Origin of the sequence: Actinomadura rifamycini DSM 43936 (genome assembly GCF_000425065.1) — a bacterium.
GTDB classification, from domain to species: Bacteria; Actinomycetota; Actinomycetes; order Streptosporangiales; family Streptosporangiaceae; genus Spirillospora; species Spirillospora rifamycini.
Genome location: NZ_AULB01000027.1, coordinates 59666 through 79566 on the forward strand (window position 1 = coordinate 59666; position 19901 = coordinate 79566).

19 protein-coding genes and 1 pseudogene are annotated in these 19901 nt (G+C 73.9%); 17 read left to right on the plus strand and 3 right to left on the minus strand.

Annotated elements, in window-relative coordinates; translation table 11 throughout:
- Positions 1-271 precede the first annotated feature (271 nt).
- Positions 272-2254 (plus strand): threonine--tRNA ligase, encoded by a 1983-nt coding sequence (gene thrS / locus H505_RS0124940; protein WP_026404157.1) that lies wholly within the window; start codon positions 272-274, stop codon positions 2252-2254.
- A gap of 55 nt (positions 2255-2309) precedes the next feature.
- Here the strand turns inward: thrS and H505_RS0124945 are convergent, their stop codons facing one another.
- Positions 2310-3449, minus strand: a complete 1140-nt coding sequence (locus H505_RS0124945) for a hypothetical protein (RefSeq protein ID WP_026404158.1) — start codon at positions 3447-3449, stop codon at positions 2310-2312.
- 95 nt (positions 3450-3544) lie between these two features.
- Between H505_RS0124945 and H505_RS0124950 the strand changes: the two genes are divergently transcribed.
- Together H505_RS0124950 and H505_RS0124955 are read left to right on the plus strand one after the other, a co-directional pair.
- A complete protein-coding gene (locus H505_RS0124950; RefSeq protein ID WP_026404159.1) occupies positions 3545-4129 on the plus strand; it encodes a TetR/AcrR family transcriptional regulator in 585 nt (194 codons plus the stop codon).
- A gap of 82 nt (positions 4130-4211) precedes the next feature.
- Positions 4212-4805 (plus strand): hypothetical protein, encoded by a 594-nt coding sequence (locus tag H505_RS0124955; protein ID WP_125619663.1) that lies wholly within the window; start codon positions 4212-4214, stop codon positions 4803-4805.
- A 22-nt stretch (positions 4806-4827) separates the two neighbouring features.
- Here H505_RS0124955 and H505_RS49245 read toward each other — a convergent pair whose 3' ends face one another.
- Positions 4828-5367 carry an Asp23/Gls24 family envelope stress response protein gene (locus tag H505_RS49245; protein ID WP_051301126.1) on the minus strand — a complete coding sequence of 180 codons (540 nt, stop codon included), beginning with the start codon at positions 5365-5367 and terminating at the stop codon, positions 4828-4830.
- Between the two features lie 349 nt (positions 5368-5716).
- Here H505_RS49245 and H505_RS44200 point away from each other — a divergent pair, with 349 nt between their 5' ends.
- Entirely contained in the window at positions 5717-6214 is a 498-nt protein-coding gene (locus tag H505_RS44200; RefSeq protein WP_051301138.1) for an HIT family protein, read from the plus strand.
- A gap of 124 nt (positions 6215-6338) precedes the next feature.
- Here the strand turns inward: H505_RS44200 and H505_RS0124970 are convergent, their stop codons facing one another.
- Positions 6339-8507 carry an elongation factor G-like protein EF-G2 gene (locus H505_RS0124970; RefSeq protein WP_026404161.1) on the minus strand — a complete coding sequence of 723 codons (2169 nt, stop codon included), beginning with the start codon at positions 8505-8507 and terminating at the stop codon, positions 6339-6341.
- A gap of 379 nt (positions 8508-8886) precedes the next feature.
- Between H505_RS0124970 and pgsA the strand changes: the two are divergent.
- From pgsA to yajC, 13 genes and pseudogenes are all read left to right on the plus strand, one after another.
- Positions 8887-9507 (plus strand): annotated as a pseudogene (gene pgsA / locus H505_RS44205) (phosphatidylinositol phosphate synthase); the annotation flags it as partial.
- A 134-nt stretch (positions 9508-9641) separates the two neighbouring features.
- The gene (locus tag H505_RS0124980; RefSeq protein ID WP_026404162.1) at positions 9642-10559 is read left to right on the plus strand and encodes a phosphatidylinositol mannoside acyltransferase; all 918 of its coding nucleotides are present in this window, start codon (positions 9642-9644) and stop codon (positions 10557-10559) included.
- Positions 10556-11719: a glycosyltransferase family 4 protein gene (locus H505_RS0124985; protein WP_026404163.1), complete on the plus strand. Its 1164-nt coding sequence runs from the start codon at positions 10556-10558 to the stop codon at positions 11717-11719. The genes H505_RS0124980 and H505_RS0124985 overlap by 4 nt, the downstream gene beginning before the upstream one ends.
- An 11-nt stretch (positions 11720-11730) precedes the next feature.
- Positions 11731-12270: a LemA family protein gene (locus H505_RS0124990; protein WP_026404164.1), complete on the plus strand. Its 540-nt coding sequence runs from the start codon at positions 11731-11733 to the stop codon at positions 12268-12270.
- A gap of 92 nt (positions 12271-12362) precedes the next feature.
- Complete coding sequence (locus H505_RS44210; RefSeq protein WP_034519684.1) at positions 12363-13400, plus strand: DUF3048 domain-containing protein; 1038 nt, start codon at positions 12363-12365, stop codon at positions 13398-13400.
- A 173-nt stretch (positions 13401-13573) separates the two neighbouring features.
- A complete protein-coding gene (gene pdxS / locus H505_RS0125000) occupies positions 13574-14491 on the plus strand; it encodes a pyridoxal 5'-phosphate synthase lyase subunit PdxS (RefSeq protein WP_026404165.1) in 918 nt (305 codons plus the stop codon).
- 154 nt (positions 14492-14645) lie between these two features.
- Positions 14646-15308, plus strand: a complete 663-nt coding sequence (locus H505_RS44215) for a DUF6928 family protein (RefSeq protein WP_051301127.1) — start codon at positions 14646-14648, stop codon at positions 15306-15308.
- A gap of 111 nt (positions 15309-15419) precedes the next feature.
- Positions 15420-16040 carry a pyridoxal 5'-phosphate synthase glutaminase subunit PdxT gene (gene pdxT / locus H505_RS0125010; protein ID WP_026404166.1) on the plus strand — a complete coding sequence of 207 codons (621 nt, stop codon included), beginning with the start codon at positions 15420-15422 and terminating at the stop codon, positions 16038-16040.
- Between the two features lies 1 nt (position 16041).
- Complete coding sequence (locus H505_RS0125015) at positions 16042-16797, plus strand: YebC/PmpR family DNA-binding transcriptional regulator (protein WP_026404167.1); 756 nt, start codon at positions 16042-16044, stop codon at positions 16795-16797.
- Positions 16798-16964: 167 nt separating this feature from the next.
- Positions 16965-17540 (plus strand): crossover junction endodeoxyribonuclease RuvC, encoded by a 576-nt coding sequence (gene ruvC, locus H505_RS0125020; RefSeq protein WP_026404168.1) that lies wholly within the window; start codon positions 16965-16967, stop codon positions 17538-17540.
- Positions 17537-18139: a Holliday junction branch migration protein RuvA gene (ruvA, locus tag H505_RS0125025; protein ID WP_026404169.1), complete on the plus strand. Its 603-nt coding sequence runs from the start codon at positions 17537-17539 to the stop codon at positions 18137-18139. The genes ruvC and ruvA overlap by 4 nt, the downstream gene beginning before the upstream one ends.
- Entirely contained in the window at positions 18136-19200 is a 1065-nt protein-coding gene (gene ruvB, locus H505_RS0125030) for a Holliday junction branch migration DNA helicase RuvB (protein ID WP_026404170.1), read from the plus strand. Before ruvA ends, ruvB begins: the two co-directional genes overlap by 4 nt.
- A gap of 178 nt (positions 19201-19378) precedes the next feature.
- Positions 19379-19867 carry a preprotein translocase subunit YajC gene (gene yajC / locus H505_RS44220; protein ID WP_051301128.1) on the plus strand — a complete coding sequence of 163 codons (489 nt, stop codon included), beginning with the start codon at positions 19379-19381 and terminating at the stop codon, positions 19865-19867.
- Positions 19868-19901 lie beyond the last annotated feature (34 nt).

Consider the following 19901-nt stretch of genomic DNA (forward strand, 5'->3'; position numbering starts at 1 on the left):
GGAGGCATGCGAGCCGTGAGCGGGAACGTCTTCGAGACGACGACGCCGGGTCACCCCCGGCGCCACGGCCGCATGTCCTGACATTGCACGCGGTGAGGCCCCGGGAGCGATCCCGGGGCCTCACCGCTTTCCGGGATCGCGCCGGAGCCCGCCCCCGGACGAAGGAGGCAGGCGAATGGACGAGCCGAAGGGGCGGGATGCGTCCGGCGGAGTTCCCGACTCGATAGCATCGGAACCCGCCGATCCCGAACCGCCATCGCGAGGAGTATCCGTGTCCACCGTGTCTGAGCTGCGCATCACCCTCGACGGGAGCGAACGGGTGGTACCCGCCGGCTCGACCGCCGGGCAGGCCCTCGACGCCGACGGCCGCACCGTCGTCGCCGCGCGGGTGAACGGCGAGCTGCGCGACCTCGCCGGCGAGCTGCGCGACGGCGACCGCGTCGAGCCCGTGGAGATCGGCTCCGACGACGGGCGCGCCATCATGCGGCACTCCGCCGCGCACGTCATGGCGCAGGCCGTCCAGGAGCTGTTCCCCGAGGCGAAGCTCGGCATCGGCCCGCCCGTCGAGAACGGCTTCTACTACGACTTCGACGTCGCCGAGCCGTTCACCCCCGAGGACCTCAAGCGCATCGAGAAGAAGATGCGCGAGATCGTCAAGCAGGGGCAGCGGTTCGCCCGGCGCCCGGTGTCCGACGACGACGCCCGCGCCGAGCTGGCCGCCGAGCCCTACAAGCTCGAGCTGATCGGCCTCAAGGGCGGCGGCGCCGAGGACGCGGCCGAGGGCGCGGCCGTCGAGGTCGGCGCGGGCGAGCTCACCATCTACGACAACCTCGACGCCAAGTCCGGCGAGCCGCGCTGGAAGGACCTGTGCCGCGGCCCGCACCTGCCGAGCACCCGCGTCATCCCGGCGTTCAAGCTGATGCGCTCCGGCGGCGCCTACTGGCGCGGCAGCGAGAAGAACCCGCAGCTCCAGCGCATCTACGGCACCGCGTGGGAGTCCCGCGAGAAGCAGGACGAGTACCTGAAGTTCCTCGAGGAGGCCGAGAAGCGCGACCACCGCAGGCTCGGCGCGGAACTCGACCTGTTCTCCTTCCCGCCGGAGCTCGGCAGCGGGCTGCCCGTCTTCCATCCCAAGGGCGGAATCATCCGCAAGGAGATGGAGGACTACATGCGGCGGCGGCAGCACGAGGCGGGCTACGAGTTCGTCAACACCCCGCACATCACCAAGTCGTCGCTGTTCGAGATCTCCGGCCACCTGCCGTACTACGGCGACGACATGTTCCCGCCCTTCGAGGTGGACGAGGTCGAGTACCGGGTCAAGCCGATGAACTGCCCGATGCACAACCTCATCTTCCGGTCGCGCGGACGGTCCTACCGCGAGCTGCCGCTGCGCCTGTGCGAGTTCGGCTCGGTCTACCGGTACGAGAAGTCCGGGGTGGTGCACGGCCTCACCCGCGTGCGCGGCATGACCCAGGACGACGCCCACATCTACACCACCAAGGAGGAGATGGGCGACGAGATCAAGTCGCTGCTGGACTTCGTGCTCAGCGTGCTGCGCGACTTCGGTCTCTCGGAGTTCTACCTGGAGCTGTCCACCAAGGACGACTCCGACAAGTTCATCGGCGAGGACGCCGAGTGGGCGGAGGCCACCGAGGCGCTGCGGCAGGCGGCCGGGGAGTCCGGCCTCGACCTGGTCGACGACCCGGGCGGCGCGGCGTTCTACGGGCCGAAGATCTCGGTGCAGGCCAAGGACGCCATCGGCCGGACCTGGCAGCTGTCGACCATCCAGCTCGACTTCAACCAGCCGAAGCGGTTCGGGCTGGAGTACCAGGCGTCCGACGGCACCCGCCGGCAGCCGGTGATGATCCACCGGGCGCTGTTCGGCTCCATCGAGCGGTTCCTGGGCGTGCTCGTCGAGCACTACGCGGGCGCGATGCCGCCGTGGCTGGCGCCCGTCCAGGTCGTCGGGATCCCGATCGGCGACGCGCACGTCCCGCACCTGGAGAAGGTCGCCGGGGCGCTGCGCGAGCGGGGGATCCGGGTGGAGGTCGACACCTCCTCCGACCGCATGCAGAAGAAGATCCGCAACGCGCAGAAGCAGAAGATCCCCTACATGCTGCTGGCGGGCGACGACGACGTCGCCAAGGACGCGGTGTCGTTCCGCTACCGCAGCGGGGAGCAGAAGAACGCCGTGCCGATCGGCGAGGCGGTCGAGGAGATCGCCAAGGCCGTCGAGGCCCGCGTGCAGATCTGAGTCCGTCCCGGGGGCGCGCCGGCCGTGCCCGCGGCCCCCGGGACGTTCCGGCCGGTCAGTCCTTGGCGAGGACGAGCGGCTTGCCGTCCCGGACGCCCACGGCCATCACCGTGCGCGTGCCGGGCACGTGCGCGAGATCGAGCAGCCGTCCGCCCGGGCCGGCGGCGACCGGTTCCCGGACCCAGGCCCCGCCGGAGTAGCGCAGCAGCCCGACCTCGTCCGCGGTGCTCCGCGGCGCGGCGATCGTGTACAGGCCGCCCGCTCCGTCCTCGACCAGCGGTCCGCCGAGGGAGAACCGGTCCGCCTCCGGCACCGGCACCTCCCGCCAGGCGGTCCCGTTCCAGTGGTAGGAGCGGGCCTCGGCGGGGCCGCCGCCGTCCCGGCCGCGGCCGGTGACCCACACGTCGTCGGCCGCGCGGGCGAGGACGGCCTCGAGCGCGGAGCCCTCGCCCGTGAGCCGCGGAGGCGTCATGTCCCGCCACGTGGAGCCGTCGTAGTGTGCCGCGAACGCCTCGTCGCCGTACTCGGAGTCGGTGCCCACGGCCCACACGTCGTCGTGGGCGCGCGCCTCGATGTCCGCGATCCTGGTGGAGCCGGGGTCGTGCGGCTCCCACCCCTGCCCGGACCACCGGTACACCGACACCCGGCCGTGCGCCGTGTCGGCCCGCCCGGCGACCCAGGCGCCCGCCGCGTCCCCGTCGATGTCCTCGAGGCACGCGAGGCCGTCCGGCGCCGGCAGCTCGCTCCATCCGTTCCCGCCGTCGTGGGCGACATAGGCGGTTCCGCATCCGGACCCGTCGGGCCGGTCCCGCCTCCCCGCGGCCCACGCATCGGTGGCGGAGACCGCGTCCACCTCCAAGATCTGTCCCGAGCCCGGCATTCCGGGCGTGCCGATCCATGACCACGAGCTGCCGTTCCCGCTCTGCAGCACGGGATTCTGGTGGACGTGCGTGGCGCAGTACACCCCGGGGCAAGGGTAGGAGGTGTAGGAGAGGCGCCATTGGTATCCGCCGACCAAGACCGCATCGGGCGCGGCGGCCGCGATCGTGTTCAGGCCGCTGGTGCCGAGGGCGAACGGGGCCGGACGTTCGCTCCATCCGGTGTCGGCGTGCGCGGTGGTCGAGGGTGCGGCGAGCGTGATCGCCAGGGCGGCGGCGAGGACGGCGGGCGCGTGCGCGGTTCGTGTGATCTTCACGACACGAGGATGCGCCGGGCGGCGCGTCCCGATCTTGTCCCGCGCGTGACAACAAGCGGGTGCGGCGCGTGCCCCGGTCTGGACAGAATCACCGCATGCGTCAACGTGGTCTCCCGCGGGAGCGGCTGCTCGACGCGGCCCGCGCGGTCGTGGCGGACGGCGACTGGGAGGACCTGCGGATCGCCCCGGTCGCCCGCGCGGCCGGCGTCAGCAGGCAGACCGCCTACAACGAGTTCGGGTCCCGGCTGGGACTGGCGCGGGCGCTCGTCGAACGGGAGCTCGACGGGTTCGTCGGCGGCGTCCAGGAGCGGATGGAACGGCACGTGGACGACGTCCCGGCGGCGGTGGAGGCGGCCGTCCTGCACGCCCTCGCGGAGGCGGGCCGCCGACCGCTGCTGCGCGCCGTCCTCGGCGCGGGCCGCACCCGCGACGACGACCTGCTCGGCCTGGCGACCCGGGGGACCGACCTGCTGCTGCGGCGGCTGGTCGGGGCGTTCCGCGCCTACGCCGACGCGGTGTGGCCCGCGATCCCGGACGAGGCGAAGAACCTGCTGGTGGAGTCGCTGATGCGGCTCACGGTCAGCCACGCGGTCGCGCCGCTGCACGCGCCCGGCGAGGTCGCGAGGGGAATGGCCGAGCTGACCCGGCGCCTGCTGGCGCCGCCGCCGGACGGGCCGTGAGCGGCCGCCCGAATTGGTAGCCTTCACGCTCGTCGTGCGGGAGCGGAGAGAGGGCTTAACGCGGATGAAGACCGGGAGGCCGGTGCGAAGCGGCCGGTCGATCTGGGGACGCGTCGCCGGATACGGCGGCGCGGTCCTGCTCGTCGCGGCGGCCGTCGCGGTGCTGCTCGTCCCCCTGCTGGAGGACGACGGCGGCGCCGACCCCGCGGGCGCCCGGGGGCCCGCGACCGGCGCGGTGCCGCCGTCCAACGCGCCCACCCGGCACACCGCGCCGCCCGCGACGATCGCGACGCCCGGGGCGACCGCGCCGACCACCGGCGGAACGCCGGGCGGCGGGACCGGCCCGTCCGGCGGGACGGCCGGGAACGGCGGGCCGCCCATGCCCGACGCGGGCGGCGGCACCGGCGCGTCCTGGTGCCCGCAGGGGACGGCCGTCTACCGCGCGACCGGCACCGGCGTCGACGTCGTGGTCGCGGTGGCGTCCAGCGGCGCCGTCCGGGCCGAACTGCAGATGCAGGGCGCCGACCCGCAGTCGCAGCAGACGACGATCCGGGGCGGCAGCCCGCACACGTTCCGCTTCGCCGGGGTCTCCCCGCAGCGGCTCGAACGCGTCAAGATCACCACAGTGTCGGTGGGCGTGGCGATGCAGACGTGCTACGCCCGCGCGGCGACCTGACCGGGGCGGCCCGACCGCCCGCTCAGGCGGGCGGCCTGCGGACGTCCTCGACCGAGACGTTGACGGCCGTGACGCGCATCCCCAGCATCAGTCCCGCCATCCGCGCCGCGTTCTCCTGCACGGCGCCCGCCACGTCCCTGACCACGCTGCCGTACGCGACGACGATGCCGAGGTCGAGCGCCACCGCGCCGTCGCGCACCCGCGCGCGCACCCCGCCCTCGCCGTCCCCGTGCGGAGCGGCCAGCGCGACGACGCCGCGCACGTCCAGCGCGGCCAGCTCGGCGATCCGCGCGACCACCGCGTCCTCGATCGCGATGCGCCCGTCCACGCCCGTCCCGCCCTGCTCCGCCGCCGGACGCGCGTCGCCGTGCGGGCGCGGGGACGGGACGGGCGGCGGGGCGGCGGACGCCCGGTCGCCCGCGAGCTCGGGGGAGGCGGGCGGCGGCGCGGACAGCGGGGTGCCCGGCGGCCCCGGCGGGCCGGAGAAGAAGCGCATCGGGCCGGTGTCCGGGCGCGGGGCCGGGCGGCCGGGCTCGGCGGGACGCTCGTCGGGCTCGCTCATGATCGCTCCCACGGGACGGGTCGGACCACCATCGTGCCCGACGCGGGCGGCCGGCACGGGCGGCGGACGGGACGGCGGATCATCATCGTGGCGGAAGCCCCGCACGGCGTCACGGAGCCCCGCGATCACCGGCGCGTCCGGGCCTCCCGCCCGAACCCGGCTGCGGCCCCGCGGGGGCGTCTCTCTATGCTGCTGGTCAGGCCGTGAACAAAAGGAGACCGCCGCCTTGACCGCAGAGCCGGAGGAGCCCGTGGAGCGCGTGGAGCGGCACGGGCGCGAAGAGCCGTCCGGGGCGGACCCCGGTGACCGGCGCAGCCCCCGCCTCGAGGAGGAGCGGGGCGGGGCGGGCATGCCCGACAACTTCCAGCGGCTCTGGACTCCGCACCGCATGGCCTACATCAAGGGGACGGGCTCGGAGGGCGGCTGCCCCTTCTGCGAGATCCCGAAGATGACCGACGAGGAGGGGCTCGTCGTGTCCCGGGGCGAGACCGTGTACACGGTGCTCAACCTGTACCCGTACAACTCCGGGCACCTCATGGTCGTCCCGTACCGACACGTCGCCGACTACGGGGAGCTGGAGCAGGCGGAGTACGTCGAGCTGGCCGAGTTCACCCGGCTCGCGCTGGCGGCGCTGCGCAAGGCGAGCGGCGCGCAGGGCTTCAACGTCGGGATGAACCTCGGGCTGGTCGCGGGCGCGGGCATCGCCGCGCACCTGCACCAGCACGTCGTCCCGCGCTGGGGCGGCGACACGAACTTCATGCCGGTGGTCGGGCACACCAACGTGCTGCCGCAGCTGCTGCGCGACACCCGCCGGATGATCGCCGACTGCTGGCCGGGCGCGGACTGACGGGCGCGGACTTGACGGGCGCGGACTGACGGGCGCGGGCCGGGCGTCCCGCGCCGCGGCGGGCGGCGGGCGGCGGGCGGCGGGCGGCCGGTCCCGGCCGCCGCGCCCCCGCCGGGCGTCCGGGTCAGCCGGTCTCGTGCGACGCGGCGGCGACCTTCTCGGTCAGGTGGGACGGGAGCGGCTCGTAGCGCAGGAACGCGCGGCTGAACGTGCCGGTGCCGTGCGACATCGAGCGCAGGTCGATCGCGTACCGGACGATCTCGAGCTGCGGCACCTCCGCCTTGATCGCGGTGCGGCCGCCGGGGATCGCGCGGGAGCCGAGGACGCGGCCGCGCCGCGCGGTCAGGTCCGACATGACCGTCCCGACGTGCTCGTCGGCGATCAGCACGTCGACCTCGTCGACCGGCTCGAGCAGCAGGATCGGCACCGACGCGGCGGCGTCCTTGAGCGCCTGGGCGCCCGCCGCCTGGAAGGCCATGTCGGACGAGTCGACCGAGTGCGCCTTGCCGTCGTGCAGGGTGACCTTGATGTCGACCATCGGGTACCCGGCGGACACGCCGCGCTCCATCTGGTGCCGCACGCCCTTCTCGACCGAGGGGATGAACTGGCGCGGGATCACCCCGCCGACGATCCGGTCGACGAACTCGAAGCCCTCGCCGGACGGCAGCGGCTCCACCTCGATGCGGCAGATGCCGTACTGGCCGTGCCCGCCGCTCTGCTTCACGTGCCGGCCGAGGCCCTCGGCGGAGCCGCCGAACGTCTCCCGCAGCGGCACCCGCAGGTCCGCCCGGTCGACCTCGACGCCGTAGCGGGTGTGCAGCCGCTCGATCAGCACCTCGGCGTGCGCCTCGCCCATGCACCACAGGACGAGCTGGCGGGTCTCGGAGTTGTTCTCCAGCCGCAGCGTCGGGTCCTCGGCGACGAGCCGGCCGAGCGCCTGGCTGAGCTTGTCCTCGTCGGCCTTGGAGTGCGCCCGGACGGCGACCGGCAGCAGCGGGTCGGGCATCGACCACGGCGCCATGACCACGGGGGAGCCGGGGTCGGAGAGCGTGTCGCCGGTCTCCGCGCGGCTCAGCTTGGCGACCGCGCAGATGTCCCCGGCGATGCACGACGACACCGTCCGCTGGGTCTTGCCGAGCGGCGAGGTGAGGGCGCCGACGCGCTCGTCGACGTCGTGGTCCTCGTGCCCGCGGTCCTCGAGGCCGTGCCCGGACACGTGCACGAGGGTGTCGGGCCGCAGCGTCCCGGAGAACACCCGGACGAGCGAGACGCGGCCCACGTACGGGTCGGACGTCGTCTTCACGACCTCGGCGACCAGCGGCCCCTCCGGATCGCAGGCGACCGCGCGCGGCGGACCGCCCGCGACCGGCGTCACCGTCGGGATGCCGTGCTCCAGCGGCGACGGGAACGCCTGGGTGACGACCTCCAGCAGCTCCTGCATGCCGATCACCGGGCCGGGGTGGTCGCCGTGCGGCACCGACGTCGCCAGCACCGGGTAGAAGCTGCCGCGCGCCACCGCGGTCTCCAGGTCCTCGATCAGCGCTTTGACGTCGATCTCCTCACCGGACACGTACCGGTCCATGAGGGTCTCGTCCTCGCTCTCCTGGATGATCCCCTCGATCAGCGAGGCCCGCTGCTCGGCGATCTGCTCCAGGTAGCGCGGGTCGGGCTCGCACTCGGTGCGCCGCCCGGTGGAGTAGTCCAGGCAGCGCTGCGTCAGCAGCCCGATCAGGCCCGTCGGGCCGCCGTCCCCGTCGGTGGGGAAGTAGACCGGGGCGACGCCCTCGCCGAAGGCGTCCTGGCAGGCCAGGACGGTGTCGTCGTAGTCGCCGCGCTGCTGGTCGATCTTGGTGATGACGACCGCGCGGGGCATCCCCACGGCCGCGCACTCGTCCCACAGCATCCGGGTGAGCCCGTCGATGCCGTCCACCGCCGAGATCACGAACAGCGCGGCGTCCGCGGCGCGCAGCCCGGCCCGCAGGTCCCCGACGAAGTCGGCGTATCCCGGCGTGTCGATCAGGTTGATCTTGATGCCCGCGTGCTCGAGCGGGGCGAGCGCGAGGTTCACCGAGCGCCGCCGCCGCAGTTCGGCCTCGTCGAAGTCGCTGACGGTGGTGCCGTCCTCCACCCGGCCGGGCCGCTGGATCGTGCCGGTGGCCGCGAGCAGCGCCTCGACGAGCGTCGTCTTGCCCGCTCCGGAATGGCCGACCAGCGCGACGTTGCGCACCTTGTCGCACCCGCCGGCCTCCGGTGCCCTGCCGGCGCCTCCGGTGTGGCCTCCCTTGTCCGCCATGGCTACCTCCTCGGACGGTCTCCGCGCGGATCTCGCGCGCAGGCCCGCGTACGGTGGGGCCCGGCCCGGCGGCCCGGCCCCCGACGTCCGAGTGCGGCGGCGGCCTCGTCCTCGGCGTGACCGACGTCACACCCGTGCCAACACCTTTTCCCGGTATTCGCGGGATCACAAGAGGTGGACGGCAAACAACGCGAAACCGTCGCGAGCGAACCGCGACGAACCGGAGGGGACCGGTCGCCCGGGGCCCGCCCCGAGGGCCGTGCGGGACGCACGTCCCGGCGGGAGCGGGACGAACACGGAGCGCGCCGGGGCGCACTACGATGGGCGCGCTGCGGGAGCCCGCGGGGGGCCTTCACCAGACACACGAGAACGGACGGCGATGCTCAACAAACTGAGGCCCGCGCTCGGGCGAGTCCTGACGCCCATCGGGCAGGCGGTCGCGCGGACGGGGGTCTCGCCCAACGCCATCACGATCATCGGCACCGCCGGCGTGGCCGCCGGCGCCCTCGTGCTGTTCCCGCGCGGCGAGTTCTTCTGGGGCACGATGGTGATCACCGCCTTCGTGCTGTTCGACATGCTCGACGGCGCGGTCGCCCGCGTCACCGGGAAGATCTCCCGCTTCGGCGCGTTCCTGGACTCCACGATGGACCGGGTCGCCGACGCCGCGATCTTCTCCGGCCTGATGATCGGCCTGTACCGGGACGGGCAGGAGGTCCTCGCGGGCGCCGCGCTCTACTGCCTGGTGTCCGGGGTCGTCGTCTCCTACGCCAAGGCCCGCGCCGAGGGGCTCGGCTACACCTGCAACGTCGGCATCGCCGAGCGCGCCGAGCGGCTCATCGTCGCGCTCGTCGCCGCCGGCTTCGCCGGCCTCGGCGTCCCCTACATCCTGGCCGTCGCGCTGTGGGCGCTCGCGGCGCTCAGCACCGTCACGGTCGGGCAGCGGTTCGCGACCGTCTACGCCCAGGCGAAGGCCGACCCCGCGCCCGTCCCGCCGGGCGGCGCGCCCGCCGCGCCCGCCCCGGGCGCCGCGGGCGGCGCGACCGCCGCCGGGCGGCCGGACGGCGGCGCCGGGCGCGGCGGCGCCCCCGGCCCCGGGGCGCGGGCCGCCGCGAACGCCGGCGCGGAGCGGCGACGATGAAGGTCCCGTACCGCGACGAGGCGGCGGACGCCGCCTACGCGTTCGGCTGGACGGTCGTCCGCAAGACGCCCGAGCGGGCGGCCCGGCTGGCGTTCACCGCCATCGCCGACCGCACCTGGCACCGGTACGGCGCCGGGGTGCGGCAGCTCGAGAGGAACCTGTGCCGCGTCCTCGGCAAGGACGCCGTCGACGACGAGGTCCGCGTCCTCAGCAAGAAGGTCATGCGGTCCTACCTCCGCTACTGGCTGGAGGTGTTCCGGCTCCCCGAGTACGACCGGGAGCGGATCGTCGGGAAGATGCGCGTCACCGGCGAGAAGAAGATCTTCGCGAACCTCGAGGCGGGACGGGGCGTCATCCTCGCCCTCCCGCACATGGGCAACTACGAGCACGCCGGCGCCTGGCTCGTCCACCAGGGACACCCCTTCACGACCGTCGCGGAACGGCTGAAGCCCGAGTCGCTGTTCGACCGGTTCGTCGAGTTCCGGGAGGGGCTCGGCATGGAGGTCCTCGCGCACAAGGGCGCCTCCGCCTACGGGCGGATGGCGCGGCGGCTGCGCGAGGGGCGGCCGGTCTGCCTCGTCGTCGACCGCGACCTCACCGACAGCGGCGTGGACGTCGAGTTCTTCGGCGCGACCGCCCGCATGCCCGCCGTGTCCGCCGCCCTCGCGATCCAGACCGGCGCCGCGCTGATCCCCGTCACGCTGTGGTACGAAGGGGAGTACTGGGCGGCGCGCGTGCACGAGGAGATCCCCGTGCCCGCCGAGGGCGCAAGACAGGAGAAGATCCGCGCCATGACCCAGGAGCTCGCGGGCGTCTTCGAGGAGGGCATCGCCGCCCACCCCGAAGACTGGCACATGCTGCAGAAGGTGTGGCTGGACGACCTGCCGGGGAGCCCGGCGGAGGCACCCCGATGAGGGTCGGCATCGTCTGCCCCTACACATGGAACGTCCCGGGCGGCGTCCAGCGGCACATCGCCGACCTCGCCGAGGCGCTGATCGACCTCGGCCACACCGTCTCGGTGATCACCCCGGCGGACGACGACGCCGACCTCCCCCCGTACGCGGTCCCGGCGGGGCGCGCCGTCCCGGTCCCCTACAACGGCTCGGTCGCGCGGCTCGCGTTCGGGTTCCTGTCGTCCGGACGCGTCCGGCGGTGGATCCACGAGGGCGGCTTCGACGTCCTGCACGTGCACGAACCCGCCGCGCCGTCGCTCGGGCTGCTGGCCTGCTGGGCGGCGGACGGCCCGATCGTCGGCACGTTCCACGCGTCCTACGAGAAGTCCCGCGTGGTGTCGGTCACCGCCCCCATCCTGCAGAGCGCGCTGGAGAAGATCACCGGACGGATCGCGGTGTCGGAGGCGGCCCGCACCACGCTCGTCGAGCACCTCGGCGGCGACGCCGTCCTCATCCCCAACGGGGTCGCCACCGAGCGGTACGCGATGGCCGACCCGCTGCCCGGCTGGCCCGGCCGCGCCGACGGCTCCGGGGACGGCTCCGGCGAGGAGGCGATCGGCTTCCTCGGCCGCATGGACGAGCCCCGCAAGGGCCTCCAGGTGCTGCTGCGCGCCTTCGACGTCCTCGGCCGCGCCCGGCCGCGCCTGCGGCTGCTGATCGCCGGGCCCGGCGACGCCGACGACGTCCTGTCCCGCGTCTCCCCGGAACTGCGCGACCGGGTCGTCCTGCTCGGCATGGTCAGCGAGGAGGACAAGGTCCGCGCCTACCACTCGGTGGACGTCTTCGTCGCGCCGAACCTCGGCGGGGAGAGCTTCGGGATCGTCCTCGCCGAGGCGATGGCGGCGGGCGCCCCCATCCTCGCCAGCGACATCGAGGCGTTCGACCGGGTGCTGCGCGGCGGCCGCGCCGGGGCGCTGTTCCGCACCGGCGACCACGAGGCCCTCGCGGCGGCGGCCGCCGACCTGCTCGACGACCCGGCCCGCCGCAAGCAGCTGTCCGCCGAGGCCCGCGCCGCCGTCCGCGACTACGACTGGTCGGCCGTCGCCCGCGACGTGCTGAGGGTGTACGAGACCGTCTCCCTCGGCCACGCCGGCGTCGTCGAGTCCGGCCCCGTGGCGTAGGGGAGCACCGGATGCCCGACTGGATCATCGACGTCCTGTTCTGGATCGCCGTCGCGTTCCTGCTCGCCGTGTACGTGTCGTGGCGGGCGACCCGCCTCGACCGGCTGCACGTCCGCGTCGAGACGGCCCGCGCCGCGCTCGACGCCGCGCTCGTCCGGCGGGCGGCCGCCGCGCTCGAGCTCGCGGCGTCCCGGCTGCTGGACCCCGCGACCAGCCTGGTCCTCGCCACCGCGGCGCACGAGGCCCGCACCGCCGACGCCGAGCACCGCGAGTTCGCCGAGAGCGACCTGTCGCGGGCGCTGCGCGCCGTCGTCGACCAGCCCGGCTTCGTCGACGCCCTCACCGGCCGCGGCGACGGGGACGGCAAGGCGGTGCTGGAGGAGCTCTCCTCCTCCGCCGCGAAGGTCGCCTACGCCCGCCGCTTCTACAACGACGCCGTCTCGCAGGCCCGCATCGCCCGCCGCAAGCTGCTGATCCGGGCGCTGCGGCTGGCGGGGCGGGCCCCGCTGCCCGGGTTCTTCGAAATCGACGACGACCCGCCCGGCATCTGACCCGACCCGCACGGACGGACGCACGGACGGGGCACGGCGCGCGCTTCGCTACCCTCTGGCGCAGCTCTCGCGAAGGAGGGATCAGCGTGCGCATGTCCCGAGGCGGCACCGCCGCCGGCCGGGCGGCCGCGGGGACCGGGGCGCTCGTCCTGGCCGCCGCGCTCACCGCCTGCTCCGGCGGGGACGGGGGCCGGCGGGCCGAACCGCCGAGCGCGCCCGGCGGACGGGACGGCGCCGGGACGTCCGCGACCCCCGGCCTGCCGTACCACCCGTTCGACGGCGGCGCCGAGAGCCCGCGCGGCCCGGTCCTCGCCGTGAAGATCGCGAACACCGAGCGGGCGCTGCCGCAGTCCGGCGTCCGGGACGCCGACATCGTCTACGTCGGGCAGGTCGAGGGCGGCGAGACCCGGCTGATGGCGGTGTACTCGTCGAAGCTGCCCGAGCGCGTCGGGCCCGTCCGCAGCGCCCGGATCTCCGACCTGTCCATCCTGGCGCAGTACGGGCGGCCCGCTTTCGCCTTCTCCGGCGTCCAGAGCAAGATGAAGAAGGACATCCGGCAGGCGCCCTCCTACGACGTCTCCCAGGAGAACGGCGGGTCCGCCTACTTCCGGGCCGGCCCGAAGCCGATCCCCTACAACCTGTACGCCGACCCCCGCGACCTGCTGGAGCTCGCGCCCGAGGCGACCGGTCCGCGCGACATCGGCTTCCGCTTCGGACCGGCCCCGGCCGGCGGCGAGCCGACCGCGTCGTTCACCGCGAAGTGGCCGTCGGCGACCATGGGCTTCACGTGGTCGGCCGAGGAGAAGCGCTGGCTCGCGAGCTTCGGCGGCCGTCCCGACGTCGCCGCCGAGGGCGGCAGGCTCGGCGGCGCCACGGTCGTCGTCCAGTACGCGAAGACGACGCGCTCGAAGTTCCACGACTCCCTCGGCCACTACACCCCCCTGATCCGGACGACCGGGACCGGCCGCGCGCTCGTCCTGCGCGACGGCAAGGGGTACGACGCCCGCTGGTCGCGGCCGTCGGAAGGGCAGGGGACGACCTTCACCACCGCGGACGGGAAGCCGATGACGTTCGCGCCCGGCCAGGTCTGGGTCGTGCTGGTCAGCGAGGGCGGCCCCGTCATCCCCTGAGGACGCCCCCGCCACACTGCTCGCCGGGGCGCCGGGAACGTGTTTCGGGCTCCGGATCCGACGACCTGTAAACCGGACGTACCTCGCGTTGACGGTCTGCCGGGTCCAGAGACGACACAAGCAGGCAATATTATGGAAAGCGACTAGTCGCCCGCTCACGTGAGGATGTGCCTGTGTCCACTTCCAGTCCCGCTTCCCAGAACACCGCGCCGGAGACCGGGACCGCCCGGGTCAAGCGCGGCATGGCGGAGATGCTCAAGGGCGGCGTGATCATGGACGTCGTCACGCCCGAGCAGGCGAAGATCGCCGAAGACGCCGGCGCCGTCGCCGTGATGGCCCTCGAGCGGGTCCCCGCCGACATCCGCGCCGAGGGCGGCATCTCCCGGATGAGCGACCCGGACATGATCGACGGGATCATCAGCGCCGTGTCGATCCCGGTCATGGCCAAGGCCCGCATCGGCCACTTCGTCGAGGCGCAGGTGCTGCAGGCGCTCGGCGTCGACTACATCGACGAGTCCGAGGTGCTCACCCCGGCCGACTACGAGAACCACATCGACAAGTTCGCGTTCACCATCCCGTTCGTGTGCGGCGCGACCAACCTCGGCGAGGCGCTGCGCCGCATCACCGAGGGCGCCGCGATGATCCGCTCCAAGGGCGAGGCGGGCACCGGCGACGTCTCCAACGCCACCACCCACATGCGCCAGATCCGGCAGCAGATCCGCAAGCTGCAGAACCTGCCCGAGGACGAGCTGTACGTGGCGGCCAAGGAGCTGCAGGCGCCCTACGAGCTGGTCAAGGAGGTCGCGCAGGCCGGGAAGCTGCCCGTCGTGCTGTTCACCGCCGGCGGCATCGCCACCCCCGCCGACGCGGCCATGATGATGCAGCTCGGCGCCGAGGGCGTCTTCGTCGGTTCCGGGATCTTCAAGTCCGGCAACCCCGCGCAGCGCGCCGAGGCGATCGTGAAGGCCACCACCTTCCACGACGACCCCGAGGTCATCGCCAAGGTCTCCCGCGGCCTCGGCGACGCGATGGTCGGCATCAACGTCGCGTCCCTCGGCGAGGACCAGAAGTTCGCCGGCCGCGGCTGGTGATCCGCTGACGCCCCCGGAGGCGGTCGCCGCACGGCGATCGCCTCCGGCCCCTCCACAGCGCGTCATTCCGGGGTTACGCTTGCGGCGCGGCCGGTGCGGGACCGGGCGCACGGCGCGATCCCGCGGGCGGTGCCCGGCCGCGGGAGGGGAGAGCATGGCTTGGTCGGTCGCGCTGGCCTGTGCGAGCGCCGGGGAACCCGCCGACGTCTTCCGCCCCGGCCTGGAGCCCGATCCGGACGCCGCCGCGCGCATCGCCCGCGGCCTGCACCCGGCGGGCGCCCTCACCGAGACCGGCGACACCGTCCTCGACTTCGCCCTCTGGCCCTACGAGGACGAGCTGTTCGTCGGGGCCTTCGGCGCCGCCCGCGACGGGCGGGCGCTGCTGGTGTGCGACCGCCGGCTGTTCCGCCTCGACGACGACGCCCGCCGCGTCGCCGACGCCACCGCCGCCGCGCTGCCCGGCGCCCGCTGCGGCGTGCTCGTGCTGCACAGCGTCGTCCGGGGCTGCTGGTTCCGCTGGTACGAGGACGCCGAACTGCGCCGGGACGTCTTCCTCACCGCCGAGGACGGCGTCATCGTCGACCAGGGCGCCCGGCTCCCCGCCGAGCGCCCGTTCTGGCGCGCCCTCGACGCCGGCGCCCCGGACGTCCCGCTGCCGTTCGACCCCGAGGAGTTCGGCCTCGCGCTCGCCGCCGCCCACATGTTCGGCCGCGGCATCGCCGACCGCGGGACGGACGGCTTCCTGCCCCTCGAACTGCCGCTGCGCCGCTTCAAGCTCGCCGCCCGCGACCGCGCCGGGACCGGCGACGCGCGGTGATCCGCGGGGCCCGCGCAGGGAAGACGCGCGCGTGACCGGGGCGTTGGACAAAGCGTCCAGACGACGGAACGTCTAGGGTTGGTCCGTCCGCATCCCCCGGAAGGTTCATTTGTGACTGCCGTACCGACCATCGGCGTCCTGGCCCTGCAGGGCGACGTGCGCGAGCACGCCCGCGCCCTCGAACAGGCCGGGGCCCGAACCGTGAACGTGCGCCGCGCCGCGGAGCTGGAGCGGGTCGACGGGCTGGTCCTGCCCGGCGGCGAGTCCACCGCCATCTGGCGGCTGGCCCGCGCGTTCGACCTGCTGGAGCCGCTCCGCAAGCGGATCGAGGCGGGCATGCCCGCCTACGGCTCCTGCGCCGGCATGATCATGCTGGCCGACCGCATCCGCGACGGCGCGGCCGGCCAGGAGACCATCGGCGGGATCGACATGACCGTGCGGCGCAACGCCTTCGGCCGGCAGGTCGACTCGTTCGAGTCCGACGTGCCGCTGGCCGGTATGGGCGACACGCCGTACCACGCCGTATTCATCCGCGCCCCCTGGGTGGAGTCCACCGGCGACGCCGTCGAGATCCTCGGCCGCGCCGAGGGCGGCCCGAACGCCGGTAGGATCGTCGCCGTCCGCCAGGGCCGGCTGATGGCCACCGCGTTCCACCCGGAGCTGACGGGCGACTTCCGCGTGCACCACTACTTCGCCGATCTGGTGCGCCGGGCGATGGTTGAGGAGGATTGAGATGTCCGGCCATTCCAAATGGGCGACGACCAAGCACAAGAAAGCGGCCCTCGACGCCAAGCGGGGCAAGCTCTTCGCGAAGCTGATCAAGAACATCGAGGTGGCGGCCCGCACGGGCGGCGGCGACCCCGACGCCAACCCCACCCTGTACGACGCCATCTACAAGGCGAAGAAGAACTCGGTCCCCAACGACAACATCGAGCGTGCGCGCAAGCGCGGCGCCGGTGAGGAGGCCGGGGGTGCCGACTGGCAGAACATCACCTACGAGGGCTACGCGCCCGGCGGCGTCGCGGTGCTCATCGAGTGCCTCACCGACAACCGCAACCGCGCCGCCTCGGAGGTCCGCGTCGCGCTGACCCGCAACGGCGGGTCCCTCGCCGACCCGGGCTCGGTGTCGTACATGTTCAACCGCAAGGGCGTCGTGATCGTCCCGAAGAACGGCACCAGCGAGGACGACGTCATGATGGCCGTCCTCGACGCCGGCGCCGAGGAGGTCAACGAGCTCGACGAGGAGAACTTCGAGGTCGTCAGCGAGGCCGGTGACCTCGTCGCCGTCCGCACCGCCCTCCAGGAGGCCGGGATCGACTACGAGTCGGCGGAGAGCAAGTTCCTGCCGAGCGTCACGGTCCCGCTCGACGAGGAGAACGCCAAGAAGGTCTTCCGCCTGCTCGACGCCCTCGAGGACAGCGACGACGTCCAGGACGTCTACGCGAACTTCGACGTCAGCGACGAGGTCATGGCCGCGATCGACGCCTGAGCACGATCGCCGTCGCCCGACGCCGCCGCGCACCCGACCGCGCGGCGGCGTTCGCGCGTCCCCGCGGACGCGCCCGCCCCGGGGGACACACGCGGGCGGGGCGCTGCGCGATGTCGGCGCGGATTGGTAGCGTTGGCGGCCCGAACAGATGATCGAGAGGGGCGGCCGTGCGGGTGATGGGGGTGGACCCCGGGCTCACCCGGTGCGGGGTCGGCGTCGTCGACGGCGCCCCGGGCAGGCCGCTCCGGCTGGTGCACGTGTCGGTCGTCCGCACCGCCCCCGACGAGGACCACGCGCTGCGGCTGCTCGGCGTCGAGCGGGGCATCGAGGCCCTCATGGACGAGCTGCGCCCCGAGGCCGTCGCCGTGGAGCGGGTGTTCTCGCAGCACAACGTGCGGACCGTCATGGGCACCGCGCAGGCCGCCGGCATCGCGATGCTCGCCGCCGCGCGCCGCGGGCTGCCGGTCGCCCTGCACACCCCCAGCGAGGCCAAGGCGGCCGTCACCGGCAACGGCCGCGCCGACAAGGCGCAGGTGACGAAGATGGTGACGCGGCTGCTCGCGCTCGACGCGGCACCGAAGCCCGCCGACGCGGCCGACGCGCTCGCCCTCGCCATCTGCCACGTGTGGCGCGGCGGGGCGGGGCGGCGGCCCGCGCCCGCGTTCCGGTCGCGGATCGAGGAGGCGGCCCGGGCCGAACGCGAACGGCTCGCCGCCCGCAGAACAGGAGGGACCGCCCAGTGATCGCCTTCGTCAGCGGCGAGGTGGCCGCCGCCGGACCCGACGGCGCGGTGATCGACGTGCACGGCGTCGGGCTCGCGGTGCAGTGCACCCCCGCCACCCTGGCCGGGCTGCGCGTCGGCGACCGCGCCCGGGTGCCCACGTCGCTGGTCGTCCGGGAGGACTCCCTGACCCTCTTCGGGTTCGCCGACGACGACGAGCGGACGGTGTTCGAGCTGCTGCAGACCGCGAGCGGCGTCGGCCCCCGGCTCGCGCTGGCGATGCTGGCCGTGCACACCCCGAACGCGCTCCGCCGGGCCGTGGCCGCCGAGGACCTCACCGCCCTCACCAAGGTCCCCGGCATCGGGAAGAAGGGGGCGCAGCGCATCGTGCTCGAGCTGAAGGACCGCCTCGGCGGCCCGGTCGGCGACGGCGCCGACGACCGGGCGCCCGCCCGGGCCGAGCCGTGGCGCGAGCAGGTGCAGATGGGCCTGGTCAACCTCGGCTGGTCGGCCAAGGACGCCGACGCCGCCGTCGACGCGGTCGCCGCCGACCTCGACGGCGCCGAGGCGCCGCCCGTCGCGACCCTGCTGAAGTCCGCCCTGAAGAAGCTGAGCAAGTGAGCGAGGACGAGCGGCTCGTCTCGGCGGACGCCGACGGGTCCGAGGAGCAGGTCATCGAGGCCGCGCTGCGGCCGAAGAAGCTCGGCGACTTCGTCGGGCAGGAACGGGTCCGCGAGCAGCTCGCGCTGGTGCTGCACGGCGCCCTCGGGCGCGGCCGGACGCCCGACCACGTGCTGCTGTCCGGCGGTCCCGGCCTCGGCAAGACCACCCTCGCGATGATCATCGCGGCGGAGCTGGGGCAGCCGCTGCGGATCTCCTCCGGCCCCGCCATCGAGCGGGCCGGCGACCTGGCGGCCGTCCTGTCGACGCTGGCGGAGGGCGAGGTCCTGTTCATCGACGAGATCCACCGGCTGGCGCGGCCCGCCGAGGAGATGCTCTACATGGCGATGGAGGACTTCCGCGTCGACGTCGTGGTGGGCAAGGGGCCCGGCGCGACCGCGATCCCCCTCGACATCGCCCCGTTCACCCTGGTGGGGGCCACGACCCGCGCCGGGATGCTGCCGGGGCCCCTGCGCGACCGGTTCGGGTTCACCGCCCACATGGACTTCTACGAGCCCGCCGAACTGGAGATCATCGTCCGGCGCTCGGCGGGCCTGCTGGGCGTGGAGATCAGCGATGAGGGCGCCGCGGAGGTCGCCGGGCGCGCCCGCGGCACGCCCCGGATCGCGAACCGGCTGCTGCGCCGCGTCCGCGACTACGCCGAGGTGCGCGGCGACGGCACCGTCACCCGGGAATCGGCGCGGACGGCGCTGTCGTTGTACGAGGTGGACGAACGAGGGCTCGACCGGCTCGACCGCGCCGTGCTCGGTTCCCTGCTGCGCAAGTTCGGCGGCGGCCCGGTGGGGCTGTCGACGCTGGCCGTCGCGGTGGGGGAGGAGCCGGAGACGGTCGAGGTGGTCGCGGAGCCGTTCCTGGTGAGGCAGGGCCTGCTGGCCCGGACGCCGCGCGGCCGGGTCGCGACCGGCGCCGCGTGGGCGCACCTCGGGCTGACCCCGCCGCCGACGGCGCCGCTGGCCGGGACCCTGTTCGACCTGGACGACGACGCCGATCGGCCCGAATAGTGATCATCGGGTAACGGGTTGGGAACTACTCGGCACCACCGATCGTCACGTCGTTGCCGGGGCCTGGCGTAATCTCTAGACTCCGGGACCTGGTTCACCGTCTTCCAGCCGACGGTTCCAATGATGTGGCCGATCCGGTCACGGGCTGGGCAATCGACACCGGAAGGATGCCCCAGTAATGGGCGGCGACATGATCATTGCGGCGGAGTCGGGCGGCAGCGGGGCCTTCAACCTCCTGCTCCTGCTGGCCATTCCGCTCGTCTTCTACTTTCTCCTCATCCGGCCGCAGAGCAAGCGGCGCAAGGAGCAGCTGCAGATGGAGAGCTCCCTGCAGCCGGGCACGCGCGTGATGACGACCAGCGGCATGCGCGCCACCGTGCTGTCGGTCGACGACGACGGCGTGCTGCTGGAGATCGCGCCCGGCGTCGAGGTGAGCTTCGTCAAGCAGGCCGTCATGCGGGTCCTCCAGGACGACGACGCCAAGGGCGCCGACGCCGAGGAGCTCGACCTGGACGAGGACGACGACGCGGACGACGACGAGCGCGACGGCGACGCCGTCGACCTCACCAAGAACGACGCGGACGCCGACGACTCCGTCGAGGACGTCGAGGACGACGAGCCCGAGGCGAAGGCCGGTGCGAAGGCCGGGCGGAAGTCCTCCGACTGACCGACGCCCTCCTGCACCGAATCCAGACGGGAAG